The sequence below is a fragment of the Thermus sediminis genome (genome assembly GCF_003426945.1).
GTDB classification, from domain to species: domain Bacteria; phylum Deinococcota; class Deinococci; order Deinococcales; family Thermaceae; genus Thermus; species Thermus sediminis.
Genome location: NZ_QURO01000004.1, coordinates 1325631 through 1341529 on the forward strand (window position 1 = coordinate 1325631; position 15899 = coordinate 1341529).

Sequence of the window (15899 nt, forward strand, 5' to 3'; positions counted from 1 at the left end):
GCATGGGGGCCCCGGAAGAAGGTTCTCGGAAGGCTTTTCTGAGCTAGCAGGGCGAAGGAAACAGTAAGACCCTTTCCAGAAGGCTTCGGGCGTAGGCCAGGGTCTGGGCCAAGGCCTCTTCGTCCAGGCGGGCGAAGGTGTCCGTGGGCCAGTGCCAGTCCGGGGGGACGCCCCCCTCGAGGCGGATTAGGGTCAGGCAGGGGAAGCCCCTTTGCGTGAGGGGCAGGGTGTCGAAGTAGGCCAGGCGGTAGCGGAGGGGCCTGGCCCCCGGGGTCTTCCGCGCCGCCCCCAGGAGGGGCCCCCGATAGGGGAAGTAAAGGAGCATCCCCTCCCCTTCCGCAAAGAAGAGCTCCCCTCGGCCCACGTTGTCCAGGTTGAGGACCAGGGCGCCAGGGGGGAGGTGGGGGAGGAGGGCCTTGGCCCCCAAGGCCCCCACCTCCTCGCACCCCGTCAGGGCCAAGCTAAGGCGCCACCCGGGAGGGGGCTTGGTCTCCAGAAAGAGGGCGGTGGCCAGGGCCACCCCGCTCCCGTTATCGTTGCTGCCCTCCACGTAAGGGGCCAAGAGCTCCCGGTGGAGGAGGAGGGCGGCCTGAAGGAGGAAGTAGAGGCCTAGGGGCCACTTCAGGGGAGTGAAGGCGAGAAGGGGGGCCAGGAAGGCCAGGCCCGCGTTCAGCAAAAAGGCCCGCCGGAAGCCCTTGACCCTTTGGGGGTGGTAGAAGAAGTAGGTCTTGGCCGTGTCCACGTGGGCCATGAGCACCAGGGCCCTTTCCCCTTCCCCCTTCCAGGCCAGGAGGTTCTGGGAGGGGTAGCGGTCCAGGAGGAAGCCCCAGGGGCGCACCCCCTGGAAGTAGAGGAAAAACCCCAAGGCTCCCAGGAGGGGGAAGAGGGGGGAAAGGGGGCTTAAGGCTAGGAGGAGGCTTATGGCCAGAAGCTCCCACCCGTAGCTGGGCACTCCCCGGAAGGGAATCTCCTCGGAAACCACGCCCCTTGCCTCCAGAAAGGCCTTCAGGCGGCGGAAGGCTTGCCGCTCCATAGGGGTGGTGCTCCCCCGGTGGGGGAGGTGGAGGAGGGCCAGCACCGTTTTCACCGCGTCCACCTCCCGAGCATAATGGCCCCATGTGGTCCTTCCCCCCAGCCTTCCAGGGGCGGTACGTGGCCCTGGAGCCCCTTGCCCTGGCCCACCTGCCCGAGTTTCTGGCCCGGTTTGACCCCGAGGTCTACCGCTACCTGAGCCGGGGCCCCAAGGAGGCCACGGCGGAGGCCCTGGCGGCCCACCTGGAGGCCCTACTCGCCGAGCCCGGACGGGTCAACTGGGCCATCCGCCCCACGCCCGCCCTCCTGGCCCTGAGGCCCTTTCCCGGCCTGGTGGGCAGGATCTCGGTGATCGCCCCGGACCCGGAAAACGCCAGGCTGGAGCTGGGCACCATGATCTTCAGGCCCTTCTGGGGTAGCCCCGCCAACAAGGAGGCCAAGTACCTTCTTCTCCGCCAAGCCTTTGAGGCCCTCCTGGCGGAGCGGGTCCAGTTCAAGGTGGACCTGAGGAACGAAAGGAGCCAGAGGGCCTTGGAGGCCCTGGGGGCGGTGCGGGAGGGGGTCTTGAGGCGAAACCGCAAGCTTCCCGATGGCACCTTTCGCGACGACGTGGTCTATAGCCTCCTCAAGGAGGAATGGCCTGGGGTAAAGGCCCGGCTAGAGAGCAGGCTCTATGGACCCCTGGGCCGCCCTTAGCCTCCTCATCGTCCTCCTCACCTACCTGGGCCTGGCCCTGGGGGGGTTTCCCGGCTACCGCATGAACCGGGCCGGGGTGGCCCTGGTGGGGGCAAGCTTTCTCGTCCTCCTGGGAATCCTGGACCTCGAGGCCGCCTGGGAGGCCCTGGACGCCCATACTCTGGTCTTCCTCTTCGGGGTCATGGTCCTGAACGCTCAGCTCTCCTACGCGGGCTTCTTCGCCCTGGCGGTCCAGGGGCTCTTGCGCCTGGCCAGGACCCCCTTGGCCCTCCTTGTCCTCCTCACCTTCGGGGCCGGGGGGCTTTCCGCCCTCTTCCTCAACGACACCATGGCCCTCCTCCTCACCCCCCTCCTCCTGCAGATTGCGCGCTTCCTCGGCCTGAACCCCACCCCCTACCTCCTCGCCCTCATGGGGGCGGTGAACACGGGAAGCCTCATGACCCCCACGGGCAACCCCCAGAACATCCTGGTGGCGAGCCTCTCGGGGATCTCCTACCTGGGCTTCCTGGGAGCGCTTTGGCCGGTGGCCCTCTTTGGCCTCGCCTCCCAGGTCCTCCTCCTCGCCCTCCTCTACCCCGAGGTCAGGAGCCTGAGGCCCCTCCCGCCCCTTCGCCCCGTGCGGGCCAGGGTCCACCCCGCCCTCCTCCGCAAGGGGCTCCTGGTGACCCTGGCCCTCCTTTTGGCCTTCCTCCTGGGCTACCCCATGGCCCAGGCGGCCCTGGTGGCGGCGGGGGTTCTCCTCTTCACCCGGAGGTTGCGCTCGGAGCGCTTTTTCCTCAGGGTGGACTGGGAGCTCCTCGTGATGTTCGCCGGCCTTTTCATGGTGACGGAGGGGGTGAGGCGGCTGGGGCTCGCCGAGGGGCTCCTTTCCCTGGCCCAGAGCCCCTTGGGGCTCCTCCTCTCCGCCACCCTCCTCTCCCTCCTCCTCTCCAACGTGCCCGCCGTCCTCCTCCTGGCCCAAGGCGTGGAGGGCGAGGCCCTTTGGCTCCTCCTCGCCGGGGGGAGCACCCTGGCGGGGAACCTCACGCTGCTTGCCAGCGTGGCCAACCTCATCGTGGCCGAGGGGGCGGGGAAGGAGGGGGTGAGGGTGGGCTTCGGGGAGCACCTCCGCTTCGGCCTCCCCCTAACTCTTCTCACCCTAGCCTTCCTCTACCTCTGGCTCACCTAAGGCGGGCCTCGAGCCAGCCCCCGATGGCGAGCACCCTCCCGTCCTCGGCGTAGGGGCCCACCACCTGGAGGCCCACGGGCATCCCCTCCACCCTGGCGAAGGGGAGGGTGAGGGTGGGCACCCCCAGGAGGCTGAAGGGGAGGGTCAGGATGATGAAGGCCTCCCGGTGGCCCTTCTTCCCGGACTCCAGCTCCACCTCCTCCGTGCCCAAAGGGGGGGCGGGGAGGGGCTGGGTGGGGAGGAGGAGGGCGTCCACCCCTCTCAGGGCCTTCACCAGCTCCAGCCTCAGGACCTCCCGCTCGGCCACGGCGTCCCGGTAGTCCTTCTCCGTGAGGGCAAGCCCCGCCAGGAGGGCCTCCCGCACCTGGGAGGAGAAGCCCTCGGGGTGCTCCTTCAGGGCCTTCTCGTGGATGCGGGCCGCCTCGTAGCGCACCAGGCGGGTGTAGACCTCGTAGGCCCCTTTGAGGGGCAGGGAGACCTCCTTGACCTCGGCCCTGAGGCCCGGGAGGTCCTCAAGAAGCCTCTGGAAGCCCCTCCTCACCCCCAGGCCGAGCCGCCCCTCCAAAAAGTCCAGGGGGACGCCGAAAGTGGGGTTCTGGGGGCCCTCCAAGGGGATGCTCTCCCCGGCCAGGATCTCCGTGAGGAGGTGGGCGTCCCGCACCGTCTTGGCCAGGGGCCCCCCGTGGTCCGTGGAGCGGGAGAGGGGAAGGGCCCCCTCGAGGCCCACCCGGCTGTAGGAGGGCTTGAAGCCCACCACCCCGTTGAAGGCGGCGGGGATGCGGATGGACCCCCCGGTGTCCGAGCCCAAGGAGGCGAGGCCGATCCCCAGGGCCACGGCCACGGCGCTGCCGCTGCTGGAACCCCCGGCCTGGCGGGTGGGGTCAATGGCGTTTCGCACTGGGCCGGTCCAGGGGTTCTCCCCGGTGATGCCCAGGGCGATCTCGTGCATGTTGGTCTTGGCGAAGAGGAGGGCCCCGGCTTCCTTTAGGCGGCGCACCGCCAGGGCCTCCTCGGAAAGGGGAGGGAGGGGGGCCTGGGTCCCGGCCCGGGTGGGCATCCCCCTCACCGGGAAGAGGTCCTTCACCGTGAGGGGAAGGCCGTGGAGGGGGCCCCGCGTCCTCCCCCCTTTCAGCTCCTCCGTGAGGCGAAGGGCCTCCTCCCTAGCCCCTTCCTCGTCCAAGTAGGCCAGGGCGTTCCGGTCCTCGTGGGCCTTGGCCCGCTCCAGGGCCTCTTCCAGGAGGGCCAGGGGGGTGGTCTTGCCCGTTTCCAGGAGGTGCTTGGCCTCAAGCAGGTCCATGCTCCATTATAAAAGCGTGCCGCACGGCCCGCTCCAGGGCCTGCCGTCCTGGCGGGTGGCCTTCTAGGCCAGGCGGAGGGGCTCCACCTCCACCGGGGTGCTGTGGAAGGTGCTCCCGCCCCCTAGGTCCGTGAGCCTTTCCGAGGTGAGGTGGTTCACCCCCTTGCCATCCGGGGCCCACCTTTCCCACCAGGTGCCCTCGAGGACCACCGTCCCCGGGATGGGGGCCTCGGCCACCACCGCCCTCCGGGTGATCCGGCCCCAAGGGGAGCGGATGTGGACCAGCATCCCGCTTTGGACCCCCCGGGCCAGGGCGTCCTCGGGGTGGATGAGGAGCCTGGGCTCCCCCCCTTCGGCCTCCAGTAGGGCCTCCACGTTCCCGTAGGTGGTGTTCAAGAAGCGGTGGGCTGGGGGGGTGAGGAGGATCAGGGGGTAGTCCGGGAGGGGCTCGGTGGGGAGGACCTCCGGCGGGGGGCTAAAGCGCACCTTCCCTTGGGCGAAGGGGAGGAAGGGCTTGGGGAGGTTGAGCTTCACGAACCCTTCCCGCTTGAGCCTCTCCAGGGTGATGCCCTGGAGGAAGGGGTGGTCGGTTTGGAGGAGGCTCCTCGCCACCTCCTCCGCCGTCCAGTAGAGGGTGGGCTCCTCCAGGCCAAGCCGCTTCGCCAGCTCCCGGAAGACCCAGGTGTTGGGCCTAGCCTCCCCTTCCGGCTCGGCCAGAGGCTCGTTCCAGGAGAGGTAGTAGTGGCCGTAGCTCAGGTAGAGGTCCGGGTGCTCGTAGAAGAGGGTGGCGGGGAGGAGGTAGTCGGCGTAGAGGGCGGTTTCCGTCCTCACCTGTTCCAGGACCACGGTGAAGAGGTCCTCCCGTTCTAACCCCGCCTTCACCCTCCCCGTATGGGGGGCCACCACCAAGGGGTTGCTGTTGAAGACGAAAAGGGCCCTGATGGGGGGCTTGAGCTGCGTGAGGGCCGTGCCCAGCTGGTTCATGTTCACCGCCCTGGCCTGGGGGTTGGGGCGGAAGTAGCCCTCGTGGGGATGGCCCCCCTCCAGAAGGTGCCGCCCCCCCAGGAAGCGCCGGTTCAGGAAGAAGGCCCCGCTGGTGGAGAGCATGGCCCCGCACCCGGGGTAGCGCCAGGCCCCGAGGAGGGCGGGGAGGAGGATGGCGGCCCTTAGGGCGTTCCCGCCCCCCGGGTGGCGGGTCATGCCGTAGCCCACCCGGAGGAAGACCCTTTTTCGCTCCCCCATCTCCCGGGCCAGGCGGAGGATGGCCTCCTCCGGGACCCCGGTGAGGGCGCTGGCCCTTTCGGGGGGCCACCCTTCCGCCTCCTTCCGGTAGGCCTCGAGGCCCACCGCCGCCCTTTCCAAGTAATCCCAGTCCACTAGGCCCTCCCGGAAGAGGACGTGGGACAAGGCGTAAGCCAGGGCGGCGTCCGTGCCGGGCCGGATTTTGATGTGCCAGTCGGCGAAGCGGCTCGTCAGGTTCTCGTAGGGGTCGATGTGGACGATTTTGGCTCCCCGCTTTCTCGCCTCCTTGAGGAAGGGGGTGAGGTGGCTATTCGTGGCGAGGCTGTTGATGCCCCAAAGGACGATGTAGCGGGCCTCCGGGACCTCCTCGGGGTCCGGGGCTAGGCGGGGGCCGTAGGTCATCTCCCAGGCGGCGCTTCCCGCGCTGGCGCAGATGGTCTCCAAAAGCTCCGAAGCCCCGATGGCCCGGAAGAAGGCCAGGGGGTGCTGGTTCTCGATGAGGCCCATGGTCCCGGCGTAGTGGTAGGGGAGGACAGCCTCGCCCCCTTCCCGGTCCAGGACCTCCATGAGCCTCTGGGCGATCTCCTCCAGGGCCTCCTCCCAGGAGACCCGGCTAAAGCGCCCCTCCCCCTTCCGCCCCACCCGGCGCAGGGGGTAGAGGAGCCTCTCCCGGACCCTTTCCGGATAGCGGTAGGTCTTGGCGCAGGCGAAGCCCCGGGTGATGGGGTGGCGGGGGTCCCCCTTCACCTCCTGAAGCCTTCCCCCCTGGAAGGTGAGGCGGAGGCTGCAGGCGTCGGGGCAGTCCAAGGGGCAGGTGGCCCGCATATGGCTATAGTAGCCCAAGCCGCTCCAGGAGGCTGCACCTTTCCTCGTAGGGGTCTTGGAGGAGGCCTATGGGGTCGTCCAGGCGGAGGACCAGGCCCTCCCGGTAGAGGGGCCATGTGGGCCAGCCCCCACGCTCCCCCTGGGCGAAGCCCACCCAGTAGCGGCGCATCCTCTTCCCCAGGGCCTCCGCCCTCTCCCGGGCCTCCTGGGTCAGGAAGAGGGGGAGGAAGGGCATCTCCCAGAGGTTCCCGAAGAGGGGGGCCAGGTCCAGGCCGTGGAAGGCCCCCAAGGCCTCCAATCCGGGGACGCGGAAGGTGAAGAGGTAGGCGTAGGTGGGGGCGAAGGGGCTTTGGGCCCGGGCCGCCTTCAGGGTGGGGCAGAGGAGGGTGCGCTCCGTTTGGTAGGCGGCGTAGGCCCGCCTGGGGTCAGGGAAGCGGCTTCGGTAGTGCCCTAGGAGGGCCTCCCGCACCCCAGGCCTCTCCCCCCTAAGGGCTTCCCTGAACCCCTCCCAGCTCCTGGGGCCTTCCCCCGGGGGCACCTCCTCCGCCGTGGCCCCGGCCAGGAGGGGAATCCCCCGGGCCTCCCCGGCCAGGAGGGCCTCCAGGGGCCTCCCAGGCAGGAGGCGGGGGTTCAGGTGGGGCTTGAAGGGGGAGGAGAGGAAGGAGGCGGCCTCGAGGCTTCCCCCGCCCCCGGGGATGAGGTCCCTCAGGGGAGCCCGCCGCAGGCAGGCCAGGTCCTGGGGGTCGCAGCCGGCCTTCCGGGCCACCCCCTCCCCTACCCGGAAGTCCCCCTCCAGGGGGCGCACCTCGGCGCACCCGCCGGACTGGAGGATGGCCTTCTGGACAAGCCCCCGGGCCTCGGGCAGGGCCAAGAGGGTGCAGGCCAGCATGCTCCCCGCCGACTGGCCGAAGAGGGTGAGGTTTTCGGGGTTTCCCCCAAAGTAGGGGGCCATCTTCCTGGCGAAGCGGAGGGCCAAAAGGGCATCCAGAAGGCCGTAGTTGCCCACGGCCACGGGGTCTTCCCTCTGGAGGGCGGGGAGGGCCAGAAACCCCAAGGCCCCCAGGCGGTAGTTGGGGAGGAAGACCACCGCCCCCTCCCGGGCCAGCCGCCAGGCGGCGTAGATGGGCTCGGCCCCGCTTCCCGAGAGGAAGCTCCCCCCGTGGAGGAAGACCATCACCGGAAAGCCCCCCTTGGGCGGCGCCTCCAAGGGGAAGTAGACCTGGACCTGGAGGCAGTCCTCCTCCTGGGGCGGCACATACCCCCCGAACCGGGCTGTGAGCCCTGGGGGCTGGGGGCAGGCCCGCACCGGCTTCTGCTTGAGGCCCTCCACGGGCCTGGGAGCGGTGAAGCGCTCCGCATGGGCGTAGACCAGACCAAAGACCGCCCCCACCCCGTCCCGGCCCACTCCCCTCAAGGGGCCTTCCGGGGTGAAGAGGAAGAGCTCCGCCGCCAGGGCGGGGGAGAGGAGGAAAAGGAGGAGCCAGACCATGGGCTTATAATCCCACAAAGATGGAGGGCCTCGAGGCGGGCTTCTGGGCCCAGGGCCTGAGGGTGGCCGGGGTGGACGAGGCGGGCCGGGGGGCCTGGGCTGGGCCCATCGTGGTGGGGGCAGTGGTCCTCCCCCCGGGGCGTCATCCCTTTAAGGACTCCAAGCTCCTTTCTCCTAGGGCCCGGGAGGCCCTGGCGGAGGAGGTGCGGCGGGTGGCCCTGGCCTACGCCCTAGGCCTGGCCGAGGCGGAGGAGGTGGACCAGCTCGGGGTCTTAGGGGCTACCCTCCTGGCGGCGGAGAGGGCCTTGGCCCTCCTGTCCCTTCCCCCGCAGGCCCTAGTGACGGACTACCTCCCCCTAAAGACCCCCCTTCCCCTCCTCTCCCCGCCCAAAGCGGACCAGCAAAGCCCCAGCGTGGCCGCGGCCAGCATCCTGGCCAAGGTCCACCGGGACCGCCTCATGGCCCATTGGGACCGCCTCTACCCCGGCTACGGCTTCGCCCGGCACAAGGGCTACGGCACCCCCGAGCACCAGGAGGCCCTCCTTGCCCTAGGGCCTTCCCCTGTCCACAGGCGGCGCTTCGTCCCCGTGGCCCAGGCTCCCTTAAGGTTTTCTCAAGACCCCTAAGCCTCTTCGGGGTTAGGCTAGGGGGCGAGATGCCCATGCGGCTATTGTGGGTTCTTCTCGCTGGCCTTCTTTCCGCCTGCACCCTCACCCTGCAGGGTCTGACCCTCTCCTACCGCCTGGACCTCACCCCCGCCCTCCTGCGCTTTGAGCCCGACCGGGGGCCTGGGGCTACCTACTTCGTGGGGGAGGAGATCCGCTTCCTCCTCACCTTGGACCGCCCCGGCTGGGTGAGCCTGGTGGTGGTAGACCCCGACGGGCGCACCTACGAGCTGGACCGCTTCTACCTGGAGCGGGGCACCCACCTCCTGCCCCGAGGGGCCTACCGCTACCGCCTGGTGCCCCCTAGGGGCCTCCACCGGGTGCGGGCGGTCTACACCGAGGCCCCCCCGCCCGCCCGGGTGCGGCTGGAGGGTGTGTACACAGACTGGGACGCCGGGCTTCGGGTCTACCTGGAGGCCTCCGGGTCCCGGGGGTACGGGGTGGCGGAGACCCACTTCTACCTCTACTGACCCGTAACTTTATTCCCGAGGGGCTTGTCAAGGCCCCTGGGTGCTAGGGTATAATCCCCTCGGACCGCAAAGGAGGTCACAATGAAGCGGCGTGACTTTTTGAAGAAGGCAGGCATCGGCGTGGCGGCTAGCGCGGCTTTTGGACCCGTGTTCGCCCAGGCGAGCCCCACGGTGCGCTGGCGCTTGGCCTCTAGCTTCCCCAGGAGCCTGGACACCATCTACGGGGCGGCGGAGGACCTGGCCAAGAGGGTTTCCGAGCTGACGGGGGGGCGCTTCCAGATCCGCCCCTTCCAAGCCGGAGAGATCGTACCCGCTCTCCAGGTGATGGACGCTGTGCAACAGGGCACGGTGCAGGTGGGGCACACCGCCAGCTACTACTTCGTGGGCAAGGCCCAGGTCCTAGCCTACGATACCTCGGTACCCTTTGGCCTCACCGCCCGGCAACAGAACGCCTGGATGTACTACGGGGGGGGCATTGAGCTCTTCCGCTCCATCTTCGCCGACTTCGGCATCATCCAGTTCCCCGGGGGGAACACTGGGACCCAGATGGGGGGCTGGTTCCGCCGGGAGATCAACAGCCTGGCGGACCTGAGGGGCCTCAAGATGCGCATCCCCGGCCCCGGCGGCCAGGTGATGAGCCGGCTCGGCGTGGTGCCCCAGGTCATAGCGGGCGGGGACATCTACCCTGCCCTGGAGCGGGGTGTGGTGGACGCCGCCGAGTGGGTGGGCCCTTACGACGACGAGAAGCTGGGCTTCCAAAGGGTGACCCGGTTTTACTACTACCCCGGCTGGCACGAGCCCTCCGCCATGCTCTCTTTCTACGTGAACCTAAGGGAGTGGCAACGGCTTCCCAAGGAGTACCAGCAGGCCTTTGAGGTGGCCGCCGCCGAGGCCAACCTGGCCATGATGGCCAAGTACGACCAGGTGAACCCGCCCGCCCTCCAGCGCCTCCTCAGGGCCGGGGTCCGGCTCCGGAAGTGGCCCGCGGAGGTGATGCGGGCGGCCCAGAAGGCAGCCTTTGACTGGTACGAGGAGGAGGCGGCCAAGGATGCCACCTATCGCAGGGTCTACACCGCCTGGAAGACCTTCCGGGAGGAGCAGTACCGCTGGTTTGGGGTGGCGGAGTTGGGCTACGGGCAGTTCGCTTTCCCCACCGTCTAGGCGGGGCTAGTGGAAAGCCCCCGGGTTTGCCCGGGGGCTTTTCCCGGGTTCCTTAGCCGCCCGTGGCAAACCGCAAAATGGGCTCCCGCAGGAAGTAAACCAGGAGCAAGACCAGAAGCTGGAGGAGGATGAAGGGGATGCCTGCCAGGTAAATGTCCCCCGTCTTTACCTCCTTGGGGGCCACGTTCCGGAGGTAGAAGAGGGCGAAGCCGAAGGGGGGGGTGAGGAAGGAGGTCTGGAGGTTCACCCCCACCAGGAGGCCGAACCAGAGCTTGTCAATGCCCAAGGCCTCGGCCCCGATGGCCAGGAGGGGCAGGGCGATGAAGGCGATCTCAAAGAAATCAATGAAGAAGCCCAGGAGGAAGACCAGGACCATGACGAAGAGGATGAAGCCCGCCTCACCCCCGGGAAGCCCCGTGAAGAAGCCCTCCACCCAAAGGTCCCCGTCCACCCCCCGGAAGACCAGGCTGAAGAGGGTGGAACCGATGAGGATGAAGATCACGAAGGCGGTGAGGGTGGCCGTCTGCTCCATGGCCTGGTAGAGAACCCGGAGGGAGAGGCGGCGGTTCAGGGCGGCCAGCGCCAAAGCCCCCACCACCCCCATGGCCCCCGCCTCCGTGGGGGTGGCCACCCCCAGGAGGACCGTGCCCAGGACCAGGAAAATGAGAACCAGGGGGGGAACCATGGAGAGGAGGGCCCGCCGGAGGAGGGGGTTTCTCCGGATGCGGGGGAGGAGGACGAGGGTCCACAGGGCAAGGGCCAGGAGGACCTCGAGGCCCTCCAGCCAGCCAGGCAGGCGCAGGAACTCCCCTAGCCTCCAGGCCCCCACGCCCACCAGGAGGTAGGAGAGGAGGGCGAAGGCGGTCTCCGCCTCCTTGCCCGCCTCGGGGCGGGCCTCAAGGGGAAGGGTTGGGGCCCACTTTGGCCGGAAGAGGGCCACGTAGACCACGTAGAGGAAGTAAAGGCCCACGGTGAGGCCTGCGGGGATCAGGGCCGCCCGGTACATGTCCCCCACGCTTACCCCAAGCTGGTCCGCCAGGACGATGAGGACCACGCTGGGGGGGATGATCTGGGCCAGGGTGGCGGAACCCAGGATCACCCCGCTGGCGAAGCGGGGATTGTAGCCATACTTGAGCATGACGGGCAGGGAGATGATGCCCATGGCCATGACGCTGGCGGCCACCACCCCCGTGGTGGCCGCCAGGATGGCCCCCACGAAGACCACGCTCAGGGCGAGGCCCCCCCTAAGGGGCCCGAAGAGCTGGCCCATGGTGTCCAAGAGGTCCTCCGCCAGGCCGCTCCGCTCCAAGATGATGCCCATGAGGGTGAAGAAGGGGATGGCCAGGAGGAGCTGGTTGGACATGATGCCGAAGATGCGGTCGGGCATGGCCCGGAGGAGGGCTGGAGGGAAGAGGTCCAGGGCGATGCCCAGGAAGCCGAAGACGATGCCCACCGCTCCCAGGGCGAAGGCCACCGGGTAGCCGGAGAGGAGGAAGAGGATGAGGGCCAAAAACATCAAGGGGGGCATGAGGGCGTAGAGGTCCACTACTCCACCACCCCCTTTTCCCCTTCCTCCAGGAGGTGCAGCCCCAGGAGGAAGGCCAACCGCTTGATGAGCTCGGAAAGGGCCTGGAGGGCGAGGAGGGCGAAGCCCACCAGGAGGGCCAGCTTGATGGGCCAACGGGGGAGGCCCCCCACGTCGGGGGAGGCTTCCCGGACCGCCAGGCTGCTCATGGCCCAGGGCCAGGCCAGGTAGAGGACCCCGAGGGCCATGGGGATGAGGAAGAGGACGGTGCCCAGGAGGTCTATCCAGGCCCGGGCCCTTGGGGTGAGGCGGCCGTAGATGAGGTCAATGCGCACGTGGGCGTTCCGCTTCAGGGCGTAGGCCCCCCCGAGGAGGAAGATGAGGCTGAACATGTACCACTGGGCCTCGAGGTAGGCGTTGGAGCTGTAGCTGAAGCCGTAGCGCATGAGGGCATTCCCCGCGGAAAGGAGGGCCATCAAGAGGGCCAGCCAGGCGATCACCCGACCCACCCCTTCGCTTAGGGCGTCTATACCTTTGGCTAGGGCGAGGAGCGTTCGCATTTTTCCCCTCCGGAAAACCTGCCCTATCCTAAACGAGGGGGAATGAAGCGTCAATAACGAGGGAGAACGAAGTGCCAATCCAGCGTTTCGGAGGGATGCGGGAACGCGTGTCCCTACCGGGCCCGCTGGATGCCCGCCACCAAGAAGGCCCCCAGGAGGAAGAAGAGCCCGGCCAAGAGGAAGAGGACGGTGTAGCCCAGGCCGGGGCTTTCCGCATTCAGAAGGTCCAAGGGGCGGCCAAAGGCCCCGGCCAGCACCTGGGGCACCACGATGGAGGTCTGCCACAGGCCCATGTCCGTGGCGTGGGCCTTGGGGTCCTTGAGGACATCGGCCACCAGGGCCCAGTCCGCCGCCAGGTAGATCCCGTAGAAAAGGCCGAAGAAGAGGGCGAGGAAAAGGAGAAGGTCGTAGCGGGGATAGAGGAGGATGAAGGGCATCAGGAAGCCCAGCCCTGCCCCCGAAAGGTAGATGAGGGGCTTCCGCCCTAGCCTATCCGAGGCCCGGCCTGCGGGCACGCTGGCCAAGGCTGCCCCCAAGGAGATGAGGAGGCCCAGGAGGGCCACCGCCTGGAAGGCCTCCTCCGTGAGGGTGCGGCCCAGGGCCCCGAAGACCTGCACCACGTCGGCTAGGAAGTACTGCAGGTAAGTTTGGGCCAGGTAGAAGCCCAGCATCACCAGGAAGCGGGTGAGGTAGACCAGGAAGAAGTCCCAGTCCTTCCAGGGGGCGGCCATGGCCGTGAGGAAGGGGCGGAGGTTAGCCTTGGGCAGGCGGTCTGGCATCAGGGAAAGGCTAAGGGCGGCCCCCAGGAGGTTCAAAAGGGCAGCCAGGTAGGCCTGGGGCTCAAGGGGGAGGAGGAAGCCCACGACTCCCCCCAGGACCTGCCCCGAAACCTGGAGTAGGCCCATGTACCCCGAGGCCCTGCCCCGCTCCTCCCTGGGTACCAGGTCGGGGATAAGGGCTGAGTAGGGGCCGGTGGCCAGGTCGTCCGCCACCTGCAGGAGGAGGTAGGCGAGGAGGAGGAGGGCGTAGCTTGGGGCGTGGACCAGGAGGAGGAGGGCTAGGGCGGTGAGGAGGCTTCCCCAGAGCAAGAAGGGCCGCCTCCGCCCCAGGCGATCGGAGAGGTAGCCCATAATGGGGGGGCCCAGGATGGCCATCACCGCACCCAGGCCGAAGAGGAGGCCCAGCCGGGTGGCCCTCTCCTCGAGGGGGGAGAGCTCGGCCACCTTGGCGGGGAGGAGGACCAGGAGGACTAGGAACCACTTGAAGCTGGTGCCAAACCAGTAGGCGGAAAGGCGGAGGAACCACCCGGGCCCGCGGTCCATGGGGCCCACCTTATCAGAACCGGCCCCGGGGATCCCTGGAGGCAGGGGAGCTGGGTTCCCCTAGGCTCTTTCCCCGTTTGGGACGGCAGCCGCCCCTCCGGGCCCGCTATAATCCGAGGCGTGCTCTGGCTTCGCGGTCATGCCTTGGACCTCTCCCGCCCCCGGATCGTGGGGATCCTCAACCTCACCCCGGACTCCTTCTCGGATGGCGGTCTCTACCTGGACCCAGAGAAGGCCCTCCTAAGGGCCAAGGAGATGGTGGCCGAGGGGGCGGACCTCCTGGACCTGGGGGCGGAGTCCACCCGCCCCGGGGCCGAGCCCGTGCCCGTGGAAGAGGAGAGGAGAAGGCTTCTTCCCGCCCTCGAGGCCGTCCTCTCCCTGGGGGTCCCCGTCTCCGTGGACACCCGCAAGCCCGAGGCGGCCGAGGAGGCCCTTAGGCTTGGGGCCCATCTCCTGAACGACGTGACGGGGCTGAGGGACGAGCGCATGGTGGCCCTGGCAGCCCGGTACGGGGTCCCGGCGGTGATCATGCACATGCCCGTCCCCGACCCCAAGGCCATGATGGCCCACGCCCGCTACGGGGACGTGGTGGCCGAGGTCAGGTCCTTCCTCGAGGCCCAGGCGGAAAGGGCCCTGAGGGCTGGGGTGCCCCAGGTGGTCTTGGACCCGGGGTTTGGCTTCGGGAAGCTTCTCCCCCACAACCTGGCCCTCCTCCGCCACCTGGAGGCCATCGTGGAGCTAGGCCACCCCGTCCTCGTGGGGCTTTCCCGCAAGCGCATGATCGGGGAGCTCACGGGGGTGGAGGTGCCCAAGGACCGGGTCCACGGCTCCGTGGCTGCCCACCTCTACGCCGCCATGAAGGGGGCGAGGCTCCTTCGGGTCCACGACGTGAGGGCCCACCGGGAGGCCCTTTCGGTCTGGAACGCCCTCTGGGGGTAGGGATGGGGGAGATCGCCCTCTTGGGCCTAGAGTTCTACGGGCGGCACGGGGTCATGCCCGAGGAGGGGCGGCTTGGGGCCCGGTTCGTGGTGGACCTTTGGCTGGAGGTGGCCTTTGAGGGCAAGGGAGACCGCCTCCAGGAGACCGTGGACTACGCCCAGGTCTACGCCCTGGTGGAGGAGTTGGTGCGCCACCGCCGCTTCTACCTCATCGAGGCCCTGGCGGACCACCTGGCGGACGCCCTCCTCCAGGCCTTTCCCCGGCTTCAGGCGGTGCGGGTGCGGGTGCACAAGCCCCACGCCCCCATCCCCGGGGTCTTCCGCGACGTGTACGCGGAAACGCGAAAAACCCGCTCCTAGGCGGGGTTCCCCGTGCTCATCTTGCACTCACGGGAAGGCCGTGGTAGCATAAGCGCGCCCGAAAGGGCCAAAAGGGTATATCCCTTCCCCCACCGCTCCTGTGAGCGGTGGGCTATAAACCTTCTCATCCCTCTGGGCTAGACTAAGGGAGCCCGGGGAAGGGGCGGGTCGGTTATGGAAAGGGTAGCCATATTTATCGACGGCTCCAACCTCTACAAGGGGTTGGTGCAGCATCTGGGCTCGGATTACCGGCTGAACTTTGTGGAGTTCGTCACCCTCCTCACCGCGGGCAGGAGGCTCCTTCGCGCCTACTACTACAACGCCCCCCTCCCTCCGGAGGATGCTGCAGCCAAGGCCCACCAGAGCTTCCTCAACTACCTGAAGCGGGTCCCCTACGTGACCGTGCGCCTGGGGAGGCTGGAGAGGCGGGCCGAGGGGTTCGTGGAGAAGGGGGTGGACATCCAGATCGCCGTAGACATCCTGCGCCTGGCCTTCGTGAACGCCTACGATATCGCCGTCTTGGTCTCGGGGGACGGGGACTTTGCCGAGGTGGTGCGGGTGGTGCAGGACATGGGCAAGCAGGTGGAGAACACCACATTCCACGCCCTCTCCTCCCACCGCCTGGCCCAACAGGCGGACCGCTTCTACCCCCTGGACGACTTTCCCTGGGAGCGCCTCCGGGCCGCCACCCCGCCCCAACCTCCCGAGGCCGAAGGCTAGAGGAGTTCCTCTGGGCGGAAGAAGAGGGCGATCTCCCGCTTGGCGTCCTCCGGGTTTGCTGAGCTGTGGATCACGTTTTCGTCGATGGTGGTGGCGTAGTCCCCGCGGATGGTGCCGGGCTGGGCGTCCTTGGGGTGGGTGGCCCCCACCATCTTGCGCACCTCGGCCACCGCGTTCGGGCCCTCCAAGACCAAGGCCACCACCGGGCCCGAGGTGATGAAGCCCACCAGGGAGGGGAAGAAGGGCTTCTCCCGGTGCTCCGCGTAGTGCCTCTCCGCAAGCTCCTGGGAGATCCTCAGGGCTTTCAGGCCTGCGATGCGGAGGCCCTTGCGCTCAAAGCGGGCGAGGATCTCGCCCACCAGGCCGCGCCGGAAGCCGTCGGGTTTCACCATCACAAAGGTGCGCTCCATACTTCTGGGAGTCTAGCAG

General features: G+C 68.5%; 16 protein-coding genes. 8 read left to right on the forward strand and 8 right to left on the reverse strand.

The features are described 5' to 3' along the window. Positions 1–43: 43 nt before the first annotated feature. A complete protein-coding gene (locus tag ATI37_RS07685; protein WP_117237839.1) occupies positions 44–1096 on the reverse strand; it encodes a M28 family metallopeptidase in 1053 nt (350 codons plus the stop codon). A 20-nt stretch (positions 1097–1116) separates the two neighbouring features. Between ATI37_RS07685 and ATI37_RS07690 the strand changes: the two genes are divergently transcribed. Together ATI37_RS07690 and ATI37_RS07695 are read left to right on the forward strand one after the other, a co-directional pair. Then, positions 1117–1728 carry a GNAT family N-acetyltransferase gene (locus ATI37_RS07690; RefSeq protein ID WP_117237840.1) on the forward strand — a complete coding sequence of 204 codons (612 nt, stop codon included), beginning with the start codon at positions 1117–1119 and terminating at the stop codon, positions 1726–1728. Beyond that, a complete protein-coding gene (locus ATI37_RS07695; protein WP_117237841.1) occupies positions 1706–2896 on the forward strand; it encodes an SLC13 family permease in 1191 nt (396 codons plus the stop codon). The genes ATI37_RS07690 and ATI37_RS07695 overlap by 23 nt, the downstream gene beginning before the upstream one ends. Here the strand turns inward: ATI37_RS07695 and ATI37_RS07700 are convergent. The 3 genes from ATI37_RS07700 to ATI37_RS07710 all read right to left on the reverse strand — a co-directional run bounded on the left by ATI37_RS07700 (position 2889) and on the right by ATI37_RS07710 (position 7749). Further along, positions 2889–4193 carry an amidase gene (locus ATI37_RS07700; protein WP_117237842.1) on the reverse strand — a complete coding sequence of 435 codons (1305 nt, stop codon included), beginning with the start codon at positions 4191–4193 and terminating at the stop codon, positions 2889–2891. The two genes, ATI37_RS07695 and ATI37_RS07700, sit on opposite strands and share 8 nt — an antisense overlap. A 63-nt stretch (positions 4194–4256) precedes the next feature. Next, on the reverse strand, positions 4257–6260 hold the full coding sequence (locus ATI37_RS07705; protein ID WP_117237843.1) for a molybdopterin oxidoreductase family protein: 2004 nt from the start codon (positions 6258–6260) through the stop codon (positions 4257–4259). 4 nt (positions 6261–6264) lie between these two features. Further along, positions 6265–7749: a carboxylesterase/lipase family protein gene (locus ATI37_RS07710; RefSeq protein WP_117237844.1), complete on the reverse strand. Its 1485-nt coding sequence runs from the start codon at positions 7747–7749 to the stop codon at positions 6265–6267. A 20-nt stretch (positions 7750–7769) separates the two neighbouring features. Here ATI37_RS07710 and ATI37_RS07715 point away from each other — a divergent pair, with 20 nt between their 5' ends. From ATI37_RS07715 to ATI37_RS07725, 3 genes are all read left to right on the forward strand, one after another. Next, positions 7770–8375, forward strand: a complete 606-nt coding sequence (locus tag ATI37_RS07715; protein WP_117237845.1) for a ribonuclease HII — start codon at positions 7770–7772, stop codon at positions 8373–8375. Positions 8376–8410: 35 nt separating this feature from the next. Next, complete coding sequence (locus ATI37_RS07720; RefSeq protein ID WP_117238562.1) at positions 8411–8884, forward strand: DUF4384 domain-containing protein; 474 nt, start codon at positions 8411–8413, stop codon at positions 8882–8884. 81 nt (positions 8885–8965) lie between these two features. Then, on the forward strand, positions 8966–10045 hold the full coding sequence (locus ATI37_RS07725; RefSeq protein WP_117237846.1) for a TRAP transporter substrate-binding protein: 1080 nt from the start codon (positions 8966–8968) through the stop codon (positions 10043–10045). A gap of 52 nt (positions 10046–10097) precedes the next feature. Here ATI37_RS07725 and ATI37_RS07730 read toward each other — a convergent pair whose 3' ends face one another. From ATI37_RS07730 to ATI37_RS07740, 3 genes are all read right to left on the reverse strand, one after another. Then, positions 10098–11591, reverse strand: a complete 1494-nt coding sequence (locus tag ATI37_RS07730; protein WP_117237847.1) for a TRAP transporter large permease — start codon at positions 11589–11591, stop codon at positions 10098–10100. Beyond that, a complete protein-coding gene (locus ATI37_RS07735; protein ID WP_117237848.1) occupies positions 11591–12130 on the reverse strand; it encodes a TRAP transporter small permease subunit in 540 nt (179 codons plus the stop codon). Before ATI37_RS07735 ends, ATI37_RS07730 begins: the two co-directional genes overlap by 1 nt. Positions 12131–12243: 113 nt before the next feature. Beyond that, entirely contained in the window at positions 12244–13452 is a 1209-nt protein-coding gene (locus tag ATI37_RS07740) for an MFS transporter (protein ID WP_117237849.1), read from the reverse strand. A 120-nt stretch (positions 13453–13572) separates the two neighbouring features. Between ATI37_RS07740 and folP the strand changes: the two genes are divergently transcribed. The 3 genes from folP (at position 13573) to ATI37_RS07755 (ending at position 15470) form a co-directional block, all read left to right on the forward strand. Beyond that, a complete protein-coding gene (gene folP / locus ATI37_RS07745; protein ID WP_117237850.1) occupies positions 13573–14391 on the forward strand; it encodes a dihydropteroate synthase in 819 nt (272 codons plus the stop codon). 2 nt (positions 14392–14393) lie between these two features. Next, complete coding sequence (gene folB, locus ATI37_RS07750) at positions 14394–14750, forward strand: dihydroneopterin aldolase (protein WP_117237851.1); 357 nt, start codon at positions 14394–14396, stop codon at positions 14748–14750. Between the two features lie 174 nt (positions 14751–14924). Continuing rightward, positions 14925–15470, forward strand: coding sequence for a LabA-like NYN domain-containing protein (locus ATI37_RS07755; protein WP_117237852.1), 546 nt, complete (start codon positions 14925–14927; stop codon positions 15468–15470). Here the strand turns inward: ATI37_RS07755 and ndk are convergent. After that, a complete protein-coding gene (ndk, locus tag ATI37_RS07760; protein WP_117237853.1) occupies positions 15467–15880 on the reverse strand; it encodes a nucleoside-diphosphate kinase in 414 nt (137 codons plus the stop codon). The genes ATI37_RS07755 and ndk overlap by 4 nt on opposite strands. Positions 15881–15899 lie beyond the last annotated feature (19 nt).

Excerpts from the sequence above, each read along its gene's own strand:
- ATI37_RS07710 (WP_117237844.1), bottom strand. The coding sequence starts at position 7,749 with ATGGTCTGGCTCCTCCTTTTCCTCCTCTCCCCCGCCCTGGCGGCGGAG.
- ATI37_RS07735 (WP_117237848.1), bottom strand. The coding sequence starts at position 12,130 with ATGCGAACGCTCCTCGCCCTAGCCAAAGGTATAGACGCCCTAAGCGAA.
- ATI37_RS07755 (WP_117237852.1), top strand. The coding sequence starts at position 14,925 with ATGGAAAGGGTAGCCATATTTATCGACGGCTCCAACCTCTACAAGGGG.
- ATI37_RS07690 (WP_117237840.1), top strand. The coding sequence starts at position 1,117 with ATGTGGTCCTTCCCCCCAGCCTTCCAGGGGCGGTACGTGGCCCTGGAG.
- ATI37_RS07705 (WP_117237843.1), bottom strand. The coding sequence starts at position 6,260 with ATGCGGGCCACCTGCCCCTTGGACTGCCCCGACGCCTGCAGCCTCCGC.
- folB (WP_117237851.1), top strand. The coding sequence starts at position 14,394 with ATGGGGGAGATCGCCCTCTTGGGCCTAGAGTTCTACGGGCGGCACGGG.
- ATI37_RS07740 (WP_117237849.1), bottom strand. The coding sequence starts at position 13,452 with ATGGACCGCGGGCCCGGGTGGTTCCTCCGCCTTTCCGCCTACTGGTTT.
- ATI37_RS07700 (WP_117237842.1), bottom strand. The coding sequence starts at position 4,193 with ATGGACCTGCTTGAGGCCAAGCACCTCCTGGAAACGGGCAAGACCACC.
- ATI37_RS07695 (WP_117237841.1), top strand. The coding sequence starts at position 1,706 with ATGGACCCCTGGGCCGCCCTTAGCCTCCTCATCGTCCTCCTCACCTAC.
- ATI37_RS07720 (WP_117238562.1), top strand. The coding sequence starts at position 8,411 with ATGCGGCTATTGTGGGTTCTTCTCGCTGGCCTTCTTTCCGCCTGCACC.
- ATI37_RS07725 (WP_117237846.1), top strand. The coding sequence starts at position 8,966 with ATGAAGCGGCGTGACTTTTTGAAGAAGGCAGGCATCGGCGTGGCGGCT.
- ndk (WP_117237853.1), bottom strand. The coding sequence starts at position 15,880 with ATGGAGCGCACCTTTGTGATGGTGAAACCCGACGGCTTCCGGCGCGGC.
- ATI37_RS07715 (WP_117237845.1), top strand. The coding sequence starts at position 7,770 with ATGGAGGGCCTCGAGGCGGGCTTCTGGGCCCAGGGCCTGAGGGTGGCC.